We start from the raw sequence: 19554 nt of genomic DNA, 5'->3' as shown, positions 1-19554 counted from the left end.
TCACCCATCCTCTTTTTCAACCATGCTCAGGAGCGCCACTTCCTTCATCGCAGGTTCCATATATATACATGTAACAAAAGGATGATACTGTTATATATCATACTGCTTCTTTGCCACCATGTCAATCAGTTCCAAAAGCGCCCCATTTGTTCCAAGAACTTACGGGACTTGAGGCGCAATGGCGTATGCTGGTCCATAAACAGCCACATGGCTTGACACAACTCTTTCTTGGTTTCAGGTTTAACGTTGATTCGCCCCAGGCGGAAAGGATCAAAGTGATACAAAAAGCGCATCAGCTTCAAGGTATTAGTCTGCAGGTGGAGTGCTTGGGGATCAGCATGCTGACACCGCTGACAAAGATATCCCCCTTCCTGAACGCTAAAAGAGAAAGAACCTTCAGTGCCATGGCAAACCACGCACCGGTCCACTTCCGGTTTATAACCTGCCATGACCAATATTTTCAGCTCAAACAACCGGGCTAAAATCTCGGGGTCCTTCCCCTCATTCAGGTGTTGGAAAACAGTGGTCAACAACGGAAACAGGGCGGGCGGTACTTCCTCTTCATCTATCAGTTTATCCACCAGCTCAGCCATATAGGCCGCATAAGCTGTTTTGACCAAATCTTGACGCAGTTCCCGAAAAGAATCCAAAATCTCCCCTTGTGACAATGTACCCATGGTCCGGGGAGAACCGCGAAAAAACAAGTATTGGCCGTGTGTAAACAACTGGGCAATAGAAGAGAGGCGACTTTTTGGTTTTTTCGCCCCTCTGGCCATTAAGGAGAGTTTTCCATATTCTTTTGTATATAACGTCATAATCTTGTTGGCTTCACCGTAATCCCTGGAGCGGATTACGATCCCTTCTGCTTTTAACAACATTCTTGCCACCTGCTTTTTGGTCAGAATGGCAAAACAGGTGAGATAAGCTTAACTGTCCAAGGTTTTTTTGACATACCTCTTACATATGATTGGCTTCCATATGCTCCTGTTTTTCAGTCAACTTAACCTCTTCCTTCTCTTTACCTTGCTGGAGTGTCTCATATTCTTTATACAAGAGATAAGCCTCAATATTTCCGGTAGCAGCGAACACGTTCCAGAAAATTTGGCGCATGGCAGTGCTCTCCTCCCTAAATTTGAATCCATGCATTCAAGACAATACCCTGCTACCCAATAGCTTCTCTCACCTGTATCACCCTATGCCATGAAATGATTAGCAATTAGTAATCCCGTTCATGATAGCCGAAGAGACGCAACTGATTCATCTTGTTGCGCCAGTCCTTTTTCACTTTGACCCACAGGTCAAGGAAAATTTTACTCCCTAATAAGGCCTCAATCTCTTGTCTGGCCCGGGTGCCGATCTCTTTCAACATCCGCCCCTCTTTTCCGATAATGATTTTTTTCTGTGAATCCCGCTCTGTGTAGATCACAGCCGATACAAACACCGTTCCCCTTTCATCCCGCCGTTTAATTTCTTCAATATCCACCGCAATGGAATGGGGAATTTCCTCATGTGTGAGCTGAAGTACTTTTTCCCGGATCAATTCTGCCACAATAAACCTCTCGGGATGGTCAGTCACCTGATCACTGGGATAATACTGCGGTCCTTCCGGTAAATAGGCTATAATCTGCTCTACCAGCCGGGAAGTGTTATTGCCTTGCAAAGCAGAAACAGGAATGACTTCTTTAAAATGATGAAGTGCTGCGTATTGTTCAATTAGAGGCAGCAGTTCATCAGGATGAACAAGGTCAATCTTATTGACGACCAAAAAAACAGGGGTGCTGATTTCTTTCAATTGATTGATAATCCATTGATCCCCTGGTCCCATCCCTTCCTTGGCATCCACCAGAAACAAGATTACATCCACTTCCCTCAACGTGTTGTGGGCAATCGTGACCATATAATCGCCCAGCTTGGTTTTAGGTTTATGGATACCGGGTGTATCTACAAAGATGATCTGTCCTGCGGAAGAGGTATAGATCCCCTGGATCTTATTGCGCGTCGTTTGGGGTTTGTCTGACATAATAGCCACTTTTTGCCCAATGATATGATTCATCAATGTCGATTTGCCCACATTGGGACGGCCGATCAGAGCCACAAATCCAGAACGGAAAACGTCTTCACTCATAGACTAACCTCCAACTTTTAGTCTTAACGGAGATCGCTCTGTTTGAAATGGATCGGGAGCAGTTCCCCTACCGTCGTTTCGATTTGTTCACCTTTAACGTTCGCTAAATAAACAGGCATATCCGGATCACAAAATTCGGCCAGCACCTGCCGGCAAGCTCCGCAAGGGGAAACAGGCCGCTCTGTATCAGCAATGATGGCAATCGCTTTAAAGGTGAGGTCAGCCTCTGTCCGGGCATTTGAGACGGCCTTGAATATGGCGGTGCGCTCCGCACAGTTGGTTAAGCCATAGGAGGCATTTTCAATGTTACAGCCGAGTACCACATGCCCGGTAGACGTTAAGAGGGCGGCTCCTACAGGAAACCGGGAATAAGGAACATAGGCGTTACCCCTAGCCACCGCGGCCTGGGCAATCAATTGATCTTTATCCATCTTTTTTCCCTGCCTTTCTTAAGCTGAAGAGAAACACAGCGATGAGGAAGCATAATATAGCCACAATGGTCATATGCTCAATAGGAAAGGGAAGTTGAACGCCTGCCACAGACAACAAAGGTTCGGTAAAAACAATCAATCCGGTCACCACGGCAAACAGGGCGGCAAATAAAACCACGCCTGCAGCGACATCTTTGGCCAGCTTGGCTAGAGGATGATACTCGGTGGTGACTAAATCGACGGTCCTTTCAATGGCTGTGTTTAGTGTTTCCATGCATAACACGAAAAAAATAGAAAAAATAACCCAGAGAAACTGGGATAGAGGAACATCTAAAACTAAGGCCAGAATCAAAATCAGCGAGGCCATGGCGAAATGAATTTTCATGTTCCGCTGACTCATCAGCACATAGGCAATACCGTGAAAGGCATATTTGAAACTTTGAGACAACCGTTTGGTGCGTTTGGCCTGAGGCATCTTTTTTCACCTGAACAAGTGGTGTGCGTTTAAAATTTCTTCTTGAAGCTGGAACATACGCTCTGCATGTTGGTCATTGTCATGGTCATAACCGACCAGATGTAATAAACCGTGAACAAGAAGAAAACCCAGTTCCCGTTCAAATGAGTGCCCCAGCTCTTCAGCCTGTTCCTTGGCACGGGGCACGGAAATGATAATATCACCCAATATTAAGTATTCGTCATCCTCAAACAGGCGGGGCCATTCCTCTTTTTCATACATGGGAAAGGAAAGCACATCGGTGGGCCGATCTTTGTCCCGGTACTCACGGTTCAATTCCCTGATTTCCTCATCTGTCACAAAAGTGACCGAAACTTCACCATCTCCCAGGTTCAGGGCTAGAGCAGCAGTTTGCACCAACCCCTCCAACAGACTGAGATGCTGATCCTCAAGCAAATGATGTTGATCCTGTACCTGTACATCAATCATGATTGATTTTCCACCTTTGGCAGTTTTGAAACTTGTTTGTCGCCTTTTCCTTTATGGTGTGTTTTCTTAATAACTTTATCCACCTCATCCGGGTATTCAATGCGGGAGTGAAAAATCCCTTTTAATGTTTCACAAATCACTCTGGCAATGGTATCCAATTCCTTTAAAGTCAAGTCACATTCATTAAACTGGCCGTCTTCGAGCCGGTCCTTAATGATCTGTCTGACAATATTTTCAATTCGCTCAGGAGACGGTTTAGACAATGAGCGCACAGCAGCTTCCACACTGTCGGCAATGCCCACAATGGCCGATTCCTTAAACTGTGCTTTGGGGCCGTCATACCTAAAATCACTTTCATTTACTTGACTATCCGTCTCTTCTTTGGCTTTATGGTAAAAATACTTTAGCAACGTCGTCCCATGATGCTGTTCAGCTATATCACATATCGCCTTAGGAAACTTGTGCTCCCTTAGCATCTGTGCCCCATCCCGCGTATGGGCTGTAATAATGGTAGCACTCAGTTGAGGTGCGATTTTGTCATGGGGATTATCCATGTTGAGCTGATTCTCTATAAAAAAGTGGGGGCGCTTGGTTTTACCCAGATCGTGATAGTAGGCACCGACTCTGGCTAACAGGCCATTAGCCCCAACCGCCTCCGCTGCTGCTTCAGCCAGATTGGCCACCATCACACTGTGGTGATACGTTCCTGGCGCCTCCAATAAAATTTTGCGCAACAAAGGCTGATTGGGATTGGACAATTCAATTAATTTCATGGGTGACAAAATGCCGAAAGAAGCTTCAAAGAACGGCATCATGCCAATGGTCAATACAGATGCCACAATACCGCTAATCAGACCGTAGGCAACGTACTGGGCCAAATCCAACCAGCCGAACGGAGACTGAGTCAGCATGATCATGGTGACCACAGCACAGGCGGTCACCACCGAGACGACAAAGCCGCCTTGCAAGATGCTTGTCTTGCGAGTGGCATTTCCCAGGAAAAATGCGCCGGCTGCACCGCTAAACATGGCCACGAGACCGTAGGTAAAGTCCATGTACCTGGTGGTTTCCCCGTTTAAAATAATAGCGGCAATCAAACCAAACAGAAAACTACTAAACAGGGCGATGCGCTGATGAATCAGCATGGTCATGGACATGGTAGCAAAGGCCACTGGTGCCAGAAAACCAATGCCATGATATTCCAATACTTGCCCAATACTGACCACCTTGAGGAAAATCACATTAAGAACAAAAATGACAATAAACATCAAAAACTGCGTGTTATCTTTGCGGATGGGCAAATCGCTAAAATAAATGTAACAGCCGATAAAAGCTAAAATAAGCCCAATAAACAAAGCAAGACCGAGATAAGGATACAGGTTGGCCGATTCACTTAACAGCCCCACTTTCCCCAGCTTACGGTGTATCTCATGGGTGACAATGTCACCTTCGGCCACAATAATCTCGCCTTCGCGAATCTCAATGGGGCGCACCTGCTCCCGTGCTTCCTGGCGTAACCGTTCTGTTTCCTCAGGGTCTAGGACAAAGTTAGGCACAATGCTGGCTTTGGCCATCTCTTGAGAGACTTTGCGCAAGTCACTGTCCAAGCTGGATAGAATTAAGGAGTTGTTCACTTCTTGCAACGCGGCTGGCAGCGTGTCACTCTTCACCCCGGCATACATAATTTCATAAACGATACTGCGGGTAAATTGCATTAACGTTTCCAGTTCATCCACGGAATGATTTAGGAAAATGTCATAAGCCTCGTCACTGAACTCATAAGGGATCCTTTCTTGCAGCTGGTTTCGCTTTTCCTCACGGGACAATTGATCATTGCTTAATGTTTCCTTAATCACATCAAATGCCCGTTCCAAATTGGCCACCTGGTTCTCGGTGATAGACGGATCCATCACGTAAACAGGCTGAACATCCCGGGCAGCACGCTCCCTGGCCCGCTCCGTGGCCTCTTCATCCACAATCGTCACTGGCGAAATAATATCCTGCTCGGCCCGGGATCCCACCTGTACCTCCACAAAATCAGGCGCGATGTTGCCAATCATGAGTAAGAATAAAGTGATCCCTAAGAGCACATACAAAACAGTTCGCACTAGTCCATGGTCTTTCCATTTATTCCAGAAGCGGTTCCAGCGCGAGCCATCTTTGTCAGCAGTTACACGCTTTTTCATAGAAACATCTCCTTAAACACAGACGAATCATCAGCGGTCGTGACGATCATAGGCCTCGATAATCTTTTGAACCAAAGGATGACGTACGACGTCCGCCTGCTGAAGATAAATAAAACATAAGCCATCAACGTCTCGCAGCAGTCCTTCCGCTTCAATCAATCCAGATTTTTTTCCTTTTGGCAAGTCAATTTGGGTGCGGTCGCCTGTAATGACCATTTTAGATCCAAAACCAAGCCGGGTTAAAAACATTTTCATTTGTTCAGGCGTGGTATTTTGGGCTTCATCCAAGATGACAAATGAATCATCAAGGGTTCTGCCACGCATATAGGCTAACGGGGCGATCTCAATCGTTCCCCTTTCCAGATATCTGAGCACTTGTTCCACACCCAGCACATCATGAAGGGCATCGTACAGCGGCCGAAGATAGGGGTCCACCTTCTCCTGCAGGTCCCCGGGCAGAAAACCCAAGTTTTCTCCAGCTTCCACGGCAGGTCTGGTCAGCACGATGCGCTTAACCAGCCCCTTCTTCAAATAGTGGGTGGCCAAGACAACGGCCAAATAGGTTTTTCCTGTTCCAGCGGGGCCAATCCCGAAGACAATATCATGTTTGTGAATGGCTGAGACGTAATGTCTCTGCCCCAATGTTTTGACCCGGATGGGTTTTCCTTTATAGGTTTTGGTGATTTCTTCCTCAAACAACTCGCTGAGCTGATCAATGAGTCCCTCTTGGGCTAATTGAATAGCATATAAAATATCCCTGTCAGTCAGCGTGTATCCTTTACGAATCAATTTTAAGAGCTCTTCAAGCATGGAGACGGCTGCCTGAACATTGTCACTCTGTCCCGTTAGTGTCACTTGCCCGTTACGAACAAGCACCTGGGTCTGGAACGCATCTTCTATGTTGTGAATAAAACGGTCTTGTGGTCCAAATAAAATTTGTTCCTCTTCAGATGTCACAATAGGTAAAATGTACTGTTCCAGTTGGTTTTGCAAAGCCTCATTCTCCTTGACTGGTGTATTTTGCCATTGAGATTTCCTCAATCACACTATAATGTATCTTAATATACACTTTACCACTATCAAGGCTCTTTTTCAAAATGTTTTCTTCCACGATCTGAGCATCCTCCGGGAGCTTGGCAGCCATTTTGTCCCGGGCCAGTTTAATTCCCAACTCTGTCGCTTCCTTTTTTTCAAGGGTCAACTCAGTTTGCCGCGCCGCGTGTACCTCTTCAATGGTCCAAGCCACCGGCAGAGTATAGGCACCAATAGAAAACGAATATGTTTGATCCCTGATCACATAATCATCAAACGGAATCTTCCCAAATCCCCACACTTTAAGCTTGTACGGCCCAACATGCAGATAATAACGGCCTTGCTGTTCCCCGGTCAAGACAGCTTTCTGCTGCTTTAAAGGGACCCTGATCTCACTCACATACCATACTTCTCCCCACACTTTCCCCTTGGCTGCCGTCTGTTGCGGTTGATCTTCACGGCCAATTTTTCCGGAAACAAGCAGGTCACCTGGCCTTACGTATTGATTTGGTTTGACCTTGGGGGTGCCTGACTCCACAAACAGGTCATGAATCACCGCCTTCTTCTTGGCCACTAAGTCACGTGGATAAACCTTTTCGGATACCTCAGGCAATGTTTTTTCCACTACTTTAAGATAGGCGGTCGTTCCCTTATACCCAAATCCCACCCAGGTCACATGATCCAGCCGTTCCATGACCTGCCGCTTAATCTCACTGGGCTCGGCCACCCTAAACTTAAAATTCCAGGGCTTAACGCCTAAATCGGCTAAGGTCGCCCTTAGCTGAGCTTCTTGTTCAGGCACACTGACGCCTTCGATTTCCACCGACCAGATCATGGAAGAAAATAGATACAGCATGGCCAAAAAAAGGACAGCACCCGCATATAACCCTGCCTGGGGGCGCATCCTTTTCAGCATAAAGGGCAAGCCTGCTTTTTTGACGATGCGGATGCGACAGCCTGTCTCTTTTAAAAGCGTGCGCAACCGGAAAAAATCAGGTACTGTAATGCATACTTGCGCCTCTTCTTCTGACAGGCGGACAAGATCCCAGGCAGACAAACGCTGGTACATCATACGGTTGATCAAGCGCTCCAGGCGTTTTCCCTTGATGATGATCAGCACATATCCTTGCCACCAATAGACCATCTCTTCATTGTTGACCATTATAGGCCCTCCTCCCGAGTATTACTGACCTGGCTCCAGATATTGCACATGTCGAATATGCCCCTCCAGCAATATTTCCTCAGGTAAAATTTGGCGGATTACCAGTTTTTCTCCACGGACAAGCAATTGTCCTTTATTGCTCAACAGAAGTCTCAGCTCATTGTGATTAAACAATAATACTCCCTGATGATTTTCCACGTACATTTGCAATGGGCCGATCATGGTGATGCGAGGCATATCCAGAATGACATCTTGGGGTATGTCGAGTACACCAGCTGCCCAGCGCTTCAACTTCTGATGAAGCTTTCGCATCCGCTCTTCCTCCCCTCTTATTGATGTTATGCAACACAGGAAAGAGAGTATGACTCCAAAAAGAAAATGGGGCCGCCCCCTGAGTGGTGATTCACCCTGTGGGACAACCCCATTTGTCATATGTTTTACGCCTTTGTCAACGGCGCGGCAGCTGCCGGTACCGGGCATACAAAGCATGCGGCTGCTTTGCTCTGGGCTTGCCAAAGATTTCAGACCAGATATAGCCTTTGACCACACTTTTATCTGTCATGCGTTTAAAGTCCAGCCAATCCCTGGCTTCTTGACTGATGCGCTGTTCAGGTTTGAGGCCCGCTAGGCCCTCTGCCATGCTGCCAATTTCATTGGCAGCCACTTTGGCATCAGACAGGTCCAGTTCCTTGGCCCGGCGCTGATTTTCACTTAAGCGGTGCTGCTCGCGATAAGTTTCACTTTGCTCACTCTCTATTGTCGTCAAGTCAGGCTGTTCTTCCCACTGCCCTGTCCATGGTTCTTTCCCCCGCTGTCCTTGGGATTCATCCACCTTTTCCCAAGGGCGATCATGCTCCCAGGTCTCTTCCCTATCCCAGGTGGTCTCTTGCTGTGGTGGGCGGCGCACAGGGCGCGGCTGTTCATTCCTACCCCGCTCCCGGCGTCCAAACAAGCTGGACAAGATCCACAGCAAAATAAGGAAGAACATAAAATTACCCATAATAAACTCGATGAAATCCACTGGACATTCCTCCAGTTAACTCCCGTTCTACTTATCCAGTTTTTTTCTACCTGTTTCGAACGGTTGATGAACTAGCTCCCTTATTTTTCCCGGCCAGTTTTGTCTGTGTCATCATCTTGTTCGGTGACACGACCGATCGATTGACGCATATCGGTATCAGCCATAATGTTTTGCAGGTTGTAGTAATCCATCACACCTAGCTTGCCGCTGCGCAAAGCTTCGGCCATGGCCAAGGGCACTTCGGCCTCCGCTTCTGTTACTTTGGCTCTCATTTCTTCTACGCGGGCACGCATCTCTTGCTCTTTGGCCACCGCCATGGCGCGCCGCTCTTCCGCTTTGGCCTGAGCAATTTTCTTGTCAGCTTCAGCTTGGTCTGTTTGCAGCTCGGCACCAATGTTTTTGCCGATATCCACATCAGCAATGTCGATAGACAGTATTTCAAAGGCAGTCCCGGCATCCAACCCTTTCTCCAGCACTGTGGTTGAAATTTTGTCCGGGTTTTCCAGCACTTCTTTATGCAACTCAGACGAACCGATCGTTGAGACGATCCCTTCACCAACACGGGCGATCACCGTATCTTCACCGGCACCACCCACCAGACGGTCGATGTTGGCGCGGACAGTAATTCTGGCTTTCGCTTTCACTTCGATCCCATCCATAGCCACACCGGCAATATATGGGGTTTCAATCACTTTAGGGTTAACGCTCATTTGCACCGCTTCCAAAACGTCACGGCCAGCAAGGTCAATGGCGGCACAACGTTCAAAGCTCAGATCAATGTTGGCCCGATGAGCCGCAATCAATGCGTTAACCACGCGGTCTACATTCCCCCCGGCTAAGTAGTGGCTTTCCAGTTGGTTAATGCTTAAATCCAGCCCGGCTTTGCGTGCTTTAACTAACGGGTTGATGACACGGGCAGGAATAACCCGGCGAAAACGCATCCCCACCAAGGTAAAGATGGGTACGCGCACACCTGCAGCTAAGGCGGAAATCCAGAGCATCACAGGCACAAAGGTGAAAAAGACGGAAAAGGCAATAATCGCCAAGGCGATAATCAGTATGAGCATAATCGCTTCTGCTTCCATGGTCATCCTCCTTACATGTTAATGTGTATAATGCTAAGGGAAACTCCCTTATTACCATGATTGATTATCCCGGCTGAGCCTGAGACAATGACCTTAGACACCATCCTCATTATCCAGCTCCCTGACCACAATTCTGGGCCCTTCAACCTTAATCACTTCCACTTTAGCCCCCTGTTCAATGACGGTGCCATCGCTGACAACATCATAGCGCTGGCCATCGATTCTTACCGCTCCTGATGGACGCAGTTTGGTTAAAGCAATACCCGTTTTTCCCACTAGGGCAGACTTTTGCTCAAAAACAGCCCGACCTTCCTCTGTGGATAAGCCCTCTTGCAACACCAGACGTGACCACACGCCTTTGATGTGCAAATAACGACTTAAAACAGCAGCCACTATGATGGTTAATAACAGAGCAATACCAATATTTTGCAGGCCAATGATCACATTTTCACTGGCCAGGGTTAAGCTGGCCCCCACGGCCACAATACCCAGTATACCAAATATACCAAATCCCGGCATAAATAATTCAATGATAATTAAAATTAATCCGGCTATAAACAACAGCACTGCTTCCATACCGGCAAACCCCGCTACCAGATGGCCGAAGAAAAACAACAGCAAGGCTGAAATGCCTAAAATCCCGGGAACGCCGAACCCAGGGCTGTAGAGTTCCAAAATCAGACCCAGACTGGCCACTGACAAGAGAATGGAAGCCACAATCGGATGCGTGATAAAGCGGGCCAATCGTTCGGCCCAGGTGATTTCCACTTCCACCACCGTGGCATTTTCAAGCTCTATAAATTGCAATACTTCTTGTAAATTGTTTGCAATGCCTTCCGCATAGCCATGTTCCAATGCTTGGTCAGCAGTGAAGTTTAACAGTTGTTCATCTGTGACCAGGCCTTCTATTTCTACACTGGGGTCCACCATGGCGATGGCATAGATGGGATCCCGTCCACCAGCTGTGGCTGCTCCTGCCATGCGGCTTTTCCAATGGGACTGAGCTTTTTCATCGGCAGCTTGCCCTTCCAGATGAACCACTTGGGCCGAGCCCATGGTTCCTGTTGGTGCCATCACAATCTGATCTGCGTTAAGCGCGATAAATGCCCCTGCTGATGTTGCATTCGTGTTAATGAAAGCAGTAACAGGTATGGAAGAAAACTGAATCAGATTACCAATCTCTTCAGCTGCATCTACCTCTCCACCCGGTGTATGTAGCTGCAAGATGATATGGTCAGCACCCGCTTCCTCTGCTTCCCTGAAGGCCCGCTCCATATAGGCCAACAAGCCCTTCTCCACCACATCGCTCACTTCCACCACATAGACCAGACCGTCATCTTGAGCCAGTACCTGCATGGGAACAAATACAAGGGGAGCAAATGTACATAGAATCATAAACAATGTCACCCAGGCACCTGCAGGATACCGTATATTCCGACCCTTAACCATCATGTCAATTCTCCCTGCTTTCCATTATTAACCGCTTATTTTATTATACCAAAATCAGGGCGTAATAAAAGCGCCTTACTTATGAAAGTAAGACGCTTTAAATTTTAATATAAACTCCGTAATGGAGATTTGAGGGAAACAATAGACGATTACCGGGATAAAGCTTCCTGAACCAAACGGTTAACCAGTGCACCATCTGCCTTGCCTTTCACTTTAGGCATAATGGCACCCATGACTTTACCCATATCTGCTTTAGAGACGGCGCCGACTTCAGTAATCGTATCAGAGACAAGCTGTCGCAGTTCATCTTCTGACATTTGCTCAGGCAGGTACGTCTCCAAAACAGAGATTTCTTCTTTTAATGTTTCAACCAAATCATCGCGTCCCGCTTTTTCAAACTCTTGGAGGGATTCTTTGCGCTGTTTCATCTCACGGGAGAGAACGGTTAACACATCCTCATCGGTTAAAGCTCTCCCTAGTTTAATCTCTTCATTTTTTAGCGCAGCTTTAACCATGCGGATCACCGATAACCTGGTCTTTTCCTTATTTTTCATCGCTTGCTTCATATCGCTATTTAATTGTTCAGCTAAGGACATGCAAAAAACCCCCTAGAATTTACGTTTGCGAGCCGCTTCGGATTTCTTTTTGCGCTTGACGCTTGGTTTTTCATAAAACTCACGCTTACGCACTTCGGAAATCACGCCAGCTTTAGAGCATGTACGTCTGAACCGACGCAATGCATCGTCAATGGATTCGTTTTTGCGGACGCGTACCTGAGTCAACATCTTTCCCTCCCTCCGCAGCACGGTAGGAGGACTTCAATCTCACATGCCTTTTAGTACTTTATACATACGCTAAAAGGAAAGAAGAAGTCCTGATAGGTCACACATTATTATAGTATACCTCCCGAAGAAGGTCAATCATTCCAGCGGTATTGTTATGCTTTTGGCCAGCCCAGCAAGTGATAATGAAGATGGAACACTTCCTGCCCGCCCTTTTCGCCAACATTAACGACCAGACGCCAGCCCTCACATTCATTGGCCTTAGCTAGAGTTTGCGCCACCTTGTGAATGTGGCTGATTAAAGGCAGATCTTCTTCCGTCACATCAGCCAAAGTAGGGATTGGCTTTTTCGGAACAATCAGAATATGTATGGGCGCTTTGGGGTTGATGTCATAAAAAGCCATCGTCAGCTCATCTTCATGCACAATCTTGGCTGGTGCTTCACGGCGGATGATTTTACTGAAAATCGTCTCGCTCATCGTTCCCACTCCTAACCTTTTTTTATAATTATAGCATGATACCGGCCATTTTGCGAAACTTGTTTTGGGGACAGTGAAATTGATGCTTATAATTTTTTACTCAGAACATATATATTAGTATCTGTAAAGTGGAGGGGAATGTCCTTGGGAAGCATTTATAACATCGGTATTCCAGGTTTGATTCTCATCATTGTTATTCTGCTTCTGTTATTCGGCCCAAGTAAGTTGCCTGAACTTGGTAAAGCCATCGGTCAAACCTTAAAAGAGTTTCGCAATTCGACCAAAGAAGTCATGGATTCCAATCATGACAAACAGTAGCCCGAATACTGCTTGGGCTACTGTTTACCTTTTGTATGCAAACCGCCGAACAGACGATTAGAACAGAACAACCAGCAAATGTGCAGCGACCGAAACAAGAAAAACAAAGGCAATCCAGCGGTGTGCTTTACGGCTTAAGAACTGGCTGACCATTAAACCGATACCGTCCAGGGTCAACAGCACAAGAGCTGCCAATCCTACAAGACCCGTTATAATGGAGAAATTCCAACTAAAGCCGGCAGCCAGGTAAACAAATCCATGCACCATGCCCATTCCTAAGCCCAGCATGCCTGTGATCATGTGCAGGGGCTTGACCAGCCGGATGGACAAAGAAAGACTTAATTTGACCTTGTCAGGCAGTTTGATATAATCCCGGGTCAACACCCACCACAAAAAACCATGCAGGGCAGAAATCCCGATCAAGAGGAGGGTCACATAACCAACTAAACTGCCGTTTGGTATAAAAGCTGGTCCCGGAATCGGCAACAGCTGCCATACGCCTGTTACGATGATGACCAACAGAATATAGAAGGCTACACTGTTTCCATACATCTCAATCCATAACAGGCACCTTTCCAGTCTGGAAGGAATTTTGCGCCCTTTCGCTTCGATCAAATTGTTCACCTCTTTTTCTATATTTTTCTATTAAAATTATTTTTTCTGAGAAAATGTACTTTTTAAGATGATATTATTTGCAATCCGCGAATATATCTAAAATTAAAAATATTTAAATTGAAGCAGACCTAGATGAGGAGCAGAGCACAAAAACCTTAAGGGGGAGGTTGAATGCTGTATAAAAGCTGTCCAGAGGAATATCCTGTTACCCTTTACCTGAATGGCAAAGAGCTCCTAACCATACAGCTGACTGAGGTGGACCTTCAGGATTGGGCAACAGGCTATTTATTTGCTGAGGGGATAATTGACTCTGTTGAAGAGATTAAAGAAATCCGGTTTGATCCATACCGGGGTAATATTTTTACTGAAGTGGAATCAGAGCGGTTTGATATGGAGCAATTTTTGAAACGGAGGCGCATTTTGACTGCCGGATGCGGGCGGGGAGTCACCTTCCGTTCCCTTAAAGAAGTGGGGCAGTTTAAAAAGATAAAGTCAAATATCACTGTTCCCTTGTCCTATATAAGGGAGAAAATGAAAGCATTCGCTAAACAGACCCCCCTCTATCTGAAAACAGGCGGCATGCATGCCGCTGCCATTATCCAACCTGACGGGGAGCTTATCGTCCGGGAAGATATCGGCCGCCACAACGCCGTGGATAAGGCCATAGGGGCAGCATTGAAGAAAGGGTTGCCAGGACCTGAATTGATCATGCTGACTACCGGACGTATCTCCTTTGAGATGTGTGCCAAAGTAGCCAAATTCGGCATTGGTATTGCCGCTTCAAGAACAGCGGCCACCAACCTGGCTGTGGCGCTGGGGATGGAGATCTCAATCGATCTCATTGGCTACTGCCGGGGCCAATCTGCGGTTGTGTATACCAAAGGTCAGTATATATGGAAAGATACTTCTGCCGCCCAACGTGCCCCTTGAGGGTCCAAACTGACACAGCCTGCTTTTACTGATGTTTTGTTCCTTAAACCTTATTTTAATACAAACGACTGGTAAGGGGGAGTGATACTTATGATTACACGCCGGGACTTCCTGAAGCGAACCGGCGCCACCGCCATCGGCCTGACTCTGGCTTCTGTCGGTGGCATTAACCTGAAGCCGGTCAAGGCTCAGGTTACCAAAATTAAGCTTCATGCCAAACAAGGCCGGCAAGTGCCCAGTGTTTGTCCTTACTGCGCTATCGGGTGTGGTACGATCATTACCGAATCCGAGGGTAAAATCGTCCATATTGAGGGCAATCCGGACAGCCCCATCAATCTGGGCTCACTGTGTCCCAAGGGGGCAGCCAATTTACAATTGGCGGTTAATGAAAAGCGCCAAACAAAAGTGTTGTACCGGGCACCATACGGCACGGAATGGGAAGAAAAACCGCTGGAGTGGGCCATGGAACAAATTGCCCAACGCATCAAGAAGGACCGTGATGCGCATTTCATTCACAAGCAAGACGGTAAGAAGGTCAATGTCAACCCTGCCTTGGCCTCATTGGGCGGTTCCACTCTCGAAAATGAGTGGAATTACATCCACCTCAAATTAATGCGCGCCTTAGGCGTCGTTAATATAGAAAACCATGCCCGTATATGACACAGCTCGACAGTACCCGGTCTGGGTACAACATATGGTCGTGGCGGGGCCACGACAACGACAAGAGAGATGGCTGAGAGTGACTGCATCATGATTATGGGCTCCAACTTCGCCGAGAACCATCCGGTTGGCTTCCGCTATGTGCTGCGGGCCAGAGACAAGGGGGCCAAAGTGATTCATGTCGACCCCCGTTTCACACGGACTTCGGCCATGGCTACCCATTACGTGCCCATGCGCTCCGGAACAGATATTGCCTTTCTAGGCGGCTTAATTAACTACCTGATTGAGAATGAAAAGTATTTCAAAGAGTATGTGCTCAACTACACCAATGCCTCCTTTATCATTAAAGAAGAATATGCTGACACAGAAGATTTGGACGGCGTTTTTTCCGGTTTTGATCCCCACACAGGGACCTATGATCCTTCTTCCTGGCAATATGAGCGGGAAGAGCCGGTTAGGCCGGATCGTGAACCTGGAACGCTGACCGAAAAGATTGCTTTTGAAAAACTGGCAGGCAAACCCAAACGGGATGAGACCCTGACCCATCCGCGTTGTGTCTTTCAGATTATTAAAAAACATTTTGCCAGATATACACCTGAGATGGTGGAATCAATCTGCGGCACCCCTATAGAGAAATTTATTGAAGTAGCTGAAATTCTGGCCAGCACAGCAAATCCAGATAAAACAAGCGCTTTCTGCTATGCCATGGGCTGGACCCAGCACACGTACGGTGTACAATGCATCAGAGCCGGGGCGATCCTCAACGCCCTGTTAGGCAGTTTGGGGCGTCCTGGCGGCGGTATTCTGGCTCTCCGGGGTCATGCCAATGTGCAAGGTGCCACTGATAACCCAACCTTGTATCATATGTTGCCTGGGTATCTGGCCGCCCCTTCTGCTTTGAAAAATCATGATACGCTTGAAGATTACCTCAAAGCAGAGACGCGTTCTACGGGATGGTGGGTTAATTATCCCAAATATATGATCAGCCTGCTCAAGGCATGGTTCGGCGATGCGGCAACTCCAGACAATGATTACGGATACAACTCTCTGCCCAAAACACTGGGTAATCACTCTCATTACCGGATGTTTGAAGACGCTTACAAAGGGATTGTTAAAGGGATGATCGTCGCTGGCCAAAACCCGGCTGTTGGTGGACAGAATGCCCGTTTCCACCGCAAGGCCTTGGCCAATCTGGACTGGCTGGTTGTCCGGGACCCGTTCCTGATTGAAACAGCCACTTTCTGGTATGATGCACCTGAAGTTACAGACGGAGAGGTCAAGCCTGAAGACATTAAAACAGAAGTGTTTTATCTGCCTTCAGCTGTTTTTGCCGAGACCGAGGGAAGCTTCACCAACACCAGCCGCTTGATTCAGAAGAAAGAAAAAGCAGTTGACCCCCCGGGTGACTGCCGTTCCGATCTGTGGTTTACCTACGAATTGGGTAAACGGCTTAAAGAGCTGAACAAAGACAGCACAGACGAAAAAGACTGGGCCATCAAAAACCTGACCTGGGATTATGAACCTGAACCGGACGGCCGGTTTAAGATTCATGAACCCAATGAGCATAAGATTTTCAAAGAGATTAATGGATATCACACGGTTACAGGAGAGCATGTGCAGGGATTCGCCCAATTGCAGGATGATGGCTCAACTGCCTGCGGCAACTGGATCTACTCAGGCGTCATGCCTGATCCTAAAACCAATCTCGCTGCCAGCCGTGATGGAGATAATTATGTATCTCTGGGCTGGGGATTCGCCTGGCCGGCCAACCGCCGCGTGCTCTACAACAGGGCTTCTGCTGATCCTGACGGAAAGCCTTGGTCTGAACGGAAGAAATATGTCTGGTGGGATGCCAGGGAAGACAAGTGGACCGGATATGATGTCCCTGATTTTGCAGCAGCCAAAGCTCCGGACACACCAGCTCAAGATGATGGTATCGGTCTGGATGCTCACAGCGGGGCTGACCCGTTTATCATGTTGCCCGACGGTGTGATCCAGCTCTTTGGTCCACTAGTTGATGGACCATTGCCCACACACTATGAACCGCCGGATTCACCGGTAGAGAACCTGTTGTATCCTAAACATCCGACCAACCCTGCGGCGTTGTACTTCCCGGACTTGCCGAAAAATGAGTTGCATGGCTTAAATAACAGCGATTTCCCCTACATTATTACGACTTACCGCGTTACAGAGCATCATCTCAGCGGGGCCATGACCCGTTGGCTGCCCTGGCTGGCGGAGCTGATGCCTGAGTTGTTTCTGGAAATCAGTCCGGAACTGGCACAGGAGTTGGGCATTCAGAACAAGGACTATGTAACCATTGAGACCAAGCGTGGCAAAGTGGAGGCCCGTGCGCTGGTAACCCGGCGGATGCGCCCATTAAAGATCGGTGACCGGATCATCCACCAGGTGGGCATGCCCATCCACTGGGGATACTCGGGCATCGTGACTGGCTCTGTGCCTAACGAATTGACGGCAATTGTCGCTGACCCCAATGTGACCATCCATTCCTCCAAAGCTTTTACCTGTAACGTCAGAAAAGGGCGACTCAAAGAGGGGGTGGTGTAAATGGCTGATCTGGAAGCAAGAAAAGGGATGTTTATCGACACCAGCATCTGTATCGGCTGCAAGGCCTGTGAGACGGCCTGTAAAGAATGGAACGAACTGCCCATGAACCCCGACTATGGTTTCTCCGGTCTCAGCTATGATAATACCAAGGAGCTAAACGGAGAAAACTGGCGCCACGTTAAATTTATTGAGGACTTCTCGGAAGACCGCTCCCAATCACGCTGGCTGTTCCTTAGTGATTCCTGTAAACATTGTCAACACGCCGGCTGTATGGAAGTCTGTCCAACCAATGCTATCATCCGTACAGAATATGATACGGTGTACATCGATCCCAACACCTGCATCGGCTGTAAATACTGTGTCTCCGGCTGTCCGTTCGGGGTGATTGACATCGGCTTGTTTACCGGTACTGCTGAAAAATGCACTTTGTGCTACGACAGGCTGCAAGTGGGCCAGCAACCTGCCTGCGCCCAGGCCTGTCCTACCGATTGCATTGAATTTGGTAACGTAGATGAACTGATGGCCAAAGCCAAAGAAAGGGAAAAGATGTTGCAAGCCAACGGTGAATCTAGGGCCAAAATCTACGGCGATTCCGATATTCTGGGGGGCTTAAATGTATTCTACCTCTTGCTGGATAAGCCGGAAAAATACGGACTGCCCTCTAACCCCCAGCTTCCCCAGAATAATATGCTCAGCGGCTACTGGAGCAGTATTCTGAGCTTTATCGGCATCGGACTGGTCTCTCTCTTATCCTTCCGCTCCCGGGGCCAACACAAACATCACAAAGAGACCTCCGATGTGAAACAGTAAAAGAGAGGGTGAAGCTAATGCCCTATATCTATGAACTTACTCAACTGAAAAGCCCCCACTTCCCCTGGCAGGTGATTGCTTACCTGTTTGTGAACGGCATAGCCGCGGGTGCGTTTCTTATTGCCGCCCTCTTGCAAGCTTACGGGGGAAAGTTTATCAAGGACGGTTTGCACAAGGCGTATTACATCACTTGCCTGCTCATGCCTTTTTGCGGCCTGTTTCTAATTGGGAAACTGCAAATCAAGACCCGCTTCACCAATGTCTTATGGAATTCCAGAGACGGTGTGTTGATGTTGAACACCAACTCTCCCATGTCTGTCGGCGCCTGGGTATTAACCACTTTCAGCCTGTTTGCCGTCATCGCCTTTATATACGCCGTCAACAAAGATGGTCTGATCCGCTGGGGATGGTTCCAGCGCCTGGGTTCCCTGGCCCGTTATCTGCATGAGAGAGGACCAGTGTCCAAAATTTATCTGACGGTCGGTGCTGCCTTGGCCGCCTGGTTTGCATCTTACCTGGGCATCCTGGTCACCACCACCCATGTGCCGTCCTGGAATGCCACACCCTTCATTCCCATGTTGTGGATTGTCTCTGCCGTGGCCGTCGGGACCTCAGTTATCATTCTGACACTGCTGTTTTTCAAACGGCGGGAGTATGAGTCACTTATCGAGGGATTAAACCGGGTTGTGATTTCTGTCCTGGTAATTAACCTGGCTGCCATCGCCCTGTTTGTATTTGGTTTGGGTGAGTGGTCCCACACAGTGAACAGCGGTCATTATGGCTGGCTGTTATGGGCAGGAACCGTTGTTTTAGGCCACCTGCTCCCCCTGATCTTGAAATTGAAACCGGGACTGATAGGAGCCAGGACCAACCTCATTCTTTCCAGTTTCCTGATTATCCTGGGGGGACTATTACTCCGTTACGTTGTTATCATGGGACCCCAGTCATTCTGGTAAAG

General features: G+C 47.9%; 22 protein-coding genes and 1 pseudogene. 6 read left to right on the top strand and 17 right to left on the bottom strand.

The window, feature by feature from the left end:
* Window positions 1-125: 125 nt before the first annotated feature.
* From recO to J2S00_RS11900, 16 genes are all read right to left on the bottom strand, one after another.
* Window positions 126-878 (bottom strand): DNA repair protein RecO, encoded by a 753-nt coding sequence (gene recO / locus J2S00_RS11975; protein ID WP_307339937.1) that lies wholly within the window; start codon window positions 876-878, stop codon window positions 126-128.
* Window positions 879-957: 79 nt separating this feature from the next.
* Entirely contained in the window at window positions 958-1110 is a 153-nt protein-coding gene (locus tag J2S00_RS11970) for a YqzL family protein (protein ID WP_307339935.1), read from the bottom strand.
* Between the two features lie 106 nt (window positions 1111-1216).
* Window positions 1217-2125 carry a GTPase Era gene (gene era / locus J2S00_RS11965; RefSeq protein ID WP_307339931.1) on the bottom strand — a complete coding sequence of 303 codons (909 nt, stop codon included), beginning with the start codon at window positions 2123-2125 and terminating at the stop codon, window positions 1217-1219.
* A 23-nt stretch (window positions 2126-2148) separates the two neighbouring features.
* Window positions 2149-2556: a cytidine deaminase gene (locus tag J2S00_RS11960; RefSeq protein ID WP_307339928.1), complete on the bottom strand. Its 408-nt coding sequence runs from the start codon at window positions 2554-2556 to the stop codon at window positions 2149-2151.
* Window positions 2549-3031: a diacylglycerol kinase family protein gene (locus J2S00_RS11955; protein WP_307339925.1), complete on the bottom strand. Its 483-nt coding sequence runs from the start codon at window positions 3029-3031 to the stop codon at window positions 2549-2551. The genes J2S00_RS11960 and J2S00_RS11955 overlap by 8 nt, the downstream gene beginning before the upstream one ends.
* Window positions 3032-3037: 6 nt before the next feature.
* Window positions 3038-3499 carry an rRNA maturation RNase YbeY gene (gene ybeY / locus J2S00_RS11950; RefSeq protein WP_307339923.1) on the bottom strand — a complete coding sequence of 154 codons (462 nt, stop codon included), beginning with the start codon at window positions 3497-3499 and terminating at the stop codon, window positions 3038-3040.
* A complete protein-coding gene (locus tag J2S00_RS11945; RefSeq protein WP_307339919.1) occupies window positions 3496-5685 on the bottom strand; it encodes an HD family phosphohydrolase in 2190 nt (729 codons plus the stop codon). The genes ybeY and J2S00_RS11945 overlap by 4 nt, the downstream gene beginning before the upstream one ends.
* 30 nt (window positions 5686-5715) lie before the next feature.
* Window positions 5716-6678: a PhoH family protein gene (locus J2S00_RS11940; RefSeq protein WP_307339916.1), complete on the bottom strand. Its 963-nt coding sequence runs from the start codon at window positions 6676-6678 to the stop codon at window positions 5716-5718.
* Window positions 6679-6682: 4 nt separating this feature from the next.
* A complete protein-coding gene (gene yqfD / locus J2S00_RS11935; RefSeq protein ID WP_307339913.1) occupies window positions 6683-7879 on the bottom strand; it encodes a sporulation protein YqfD in 1197 nt (398 codons plus the stop codon).
* A 21-nt stretch (window positions 7880-7900) separates the two neighbouring features.
* Window positions 7901-8191 (bottom strand): sporulation protein YqfC, encoded by a 291-nt coding sequence (yqfC, locus tag J2S00_RS11930; RefSeq protein ID WP_307339910.1) that lies wholly within the window; start codon window positions 8189-8191, stop codon window positions 7901-7903.
* A 136-nt stretch (window positions 8192-8327) separates the two neighbouring features.
* Window positions 8328-8900 (bottom strand): YqfB family membrane protein, encoded by a 573-nt coding sequence (locus J2S00_RS11925; protein WP_307339907.1) that lies wholly within the window; start codon window positions 8898-8900, stop codon window positions 8328-8330.
* A gap of 80 nt (window positions 8901-8980) precedes the next feature.
* Window positions 8981-9985 (bottom strand): flotillin-like protein FloA, encoded by a 1005-nt coding sequence (floA, locus tag J2S00_RS11920; RefSeq protein ID WP_307339904.1) that lies wholly within the window; start codon window positions 9983-9985, stop codon window positions 8981-8983.
* Between the two features lie 93 nt (window positions 9986-10078).
* Complete coding sequence (locus tag J2S00_RS11915; RefSeq protein ID WP_307339902.1) at window positions 10079-11434, bottom strand: NfeD family protein; 1356 nt, start codon at window positions 11432-11434, stop codon at window positions 10079-10081.
* Between the two features lie 149 nt (window positions 11435-11583).
* Window positions 11584-12030: a GatB/YqeY domain-containing protein gene (locus J2S00_RS11910; RefSeq protein ID WP_307339898.1), complete on the bottom strand. Its 447-nt coding sequence runs from the start codon at window positions 12028-12030 to the stop codon at window positions 11584-11586.
* A 12-nt stretch (window positions 12031-12042) separates the two neighbouring features.
* Window positions 12043-12219, bottom strand: a complete 177-nt coding sequence (gene rpsU, locus J2S00_RS11905) for a 30S ribosomal protein S21 (protein WP_370875871.1) — start codon at window positions 12217-12219, stop codon at window positions 12043-12045.
* A 152-nt stretch (window positions 12220-12371) separates the two neighbouring features.
* A complete protein-coding gene (locus J2S00_RS11900; protein WP_307339893.1) occupies window positions 12372-12695 on the bottom strand; it encodes a histidine triad nucleotide-binding protein in 324 nt (107 codons plus the stop codon).
* Window positions 12696-12833: 138 nt separating this feature from the next.
* Between J2S00_RS11900 and tatA the strand changes: the two genes are divergently transcribed.
* Window positions 12834-13013 (top strand): twin-arginine translocase TatA/TatE family subunit, encoded by a 180-nt coding sequence (tatA, locus tag J2S00_RS11895; RefSeq protein ID WP_307339890.1) that lies wholly within the window; start codon window positions 12834-12836, stop codon window positions 13011-13013.
* Between the two features lie 57 nt (window positions 13014-13070).
* Here the strand turns inward: tatA and J2S00_RS11890 are convergent, their stop codons facing one another.
* Window positions 13071-13628 (bottom strand): hypothetical protein, encoded by a 558-nt coding sequence (locus tag J2S00_RS11890; RefSeq protein WP_307339887.1) that lies wholly within the window; start codon window positions 13626-13628, stop codon window positions 13071-13073.
* Between the two features lie 171 nt (window positions 13629-13799).
* Here J2S00_RS11890 and fdhD point away from each other — a divergent pair, with 171 nt between their 5' ends.
* From fdhD to nrfD, 5 genes and pseudogenes are all read left to right on the top strand, one after another.
* A complete protein-coding gene (gene fdhD / locus J2S00_RS11885; RefSeq protein ID WP_307339885.1) occupies window positions 13800-14558 on the top strand; it encodes a formate dehydrogenase accessory sulfurtransferase FdhD in 759 nt (252 codons plus the stop codon).
* Window positions 14559-14648: 90 nt separating this feature from the next.
* Window positions 14649-15218 (top strand): twin-arginine translocation signal domain-containing protein, encoded by a 570-nt coding sequence (locus tag J2S00_RS20080; RefSeq protein WP_503128585.1) that lies wholly within the window; start codon window positions 14649-14651, stop codon window positions 15216-15218.
* 12 nt (window positions 15219-15230) lie between these two features.
* A pseudogene (fdnG, locus tag J2S00_RS11880) lies at window positions 15231-17786 on the top strand (formate dehydrogenase-N subunit alpha); the annotation flags it as partial.
* Window positions 17787-18596 (top strand): 4Fe-4S dicluster domain-containing protein, encoded by an 810-nt coding sequence (locus J2S00_RS11875; RefSeq protein ID WP_307339879.1) that lies wholly within the window; start codon window positions 17787-17789, stop codon window positions 18594-18596.
* A gap of 17 nt (window positions 18597-18613) precedes the next feature.
* A complete protein-coding gene (gene nrfD / locus J2S00_RS11870; RefSeq protein ID WP_307339877.1) occupies window positions 18614-19552 on the top strand; it encodes an NrfD/PsrC family molybdoenzyme membrane anchor subunit in 939 nt (312 codons plus the stop codon).
* Window positions 19553-19554: the final 2 nt, after the last annotated feature.

It is taken from the genome of Caldalkalibacillus uzonensis (assembly GCF_030814135.1).
Taxonomy (GTDB): domain Bacteria; phylum Bacillota; class Bacilli; order Caldalkalibacillales; family Caldalkalibacillaceae; genus Caldalkalibacillus; species Caldalkalibacillus uzonensis.
The sequence above is the reverse complement of the archived record's forward strand: the minus strand, read 5'-3'. Positions and strand labels throughout refer to the sequence as shown.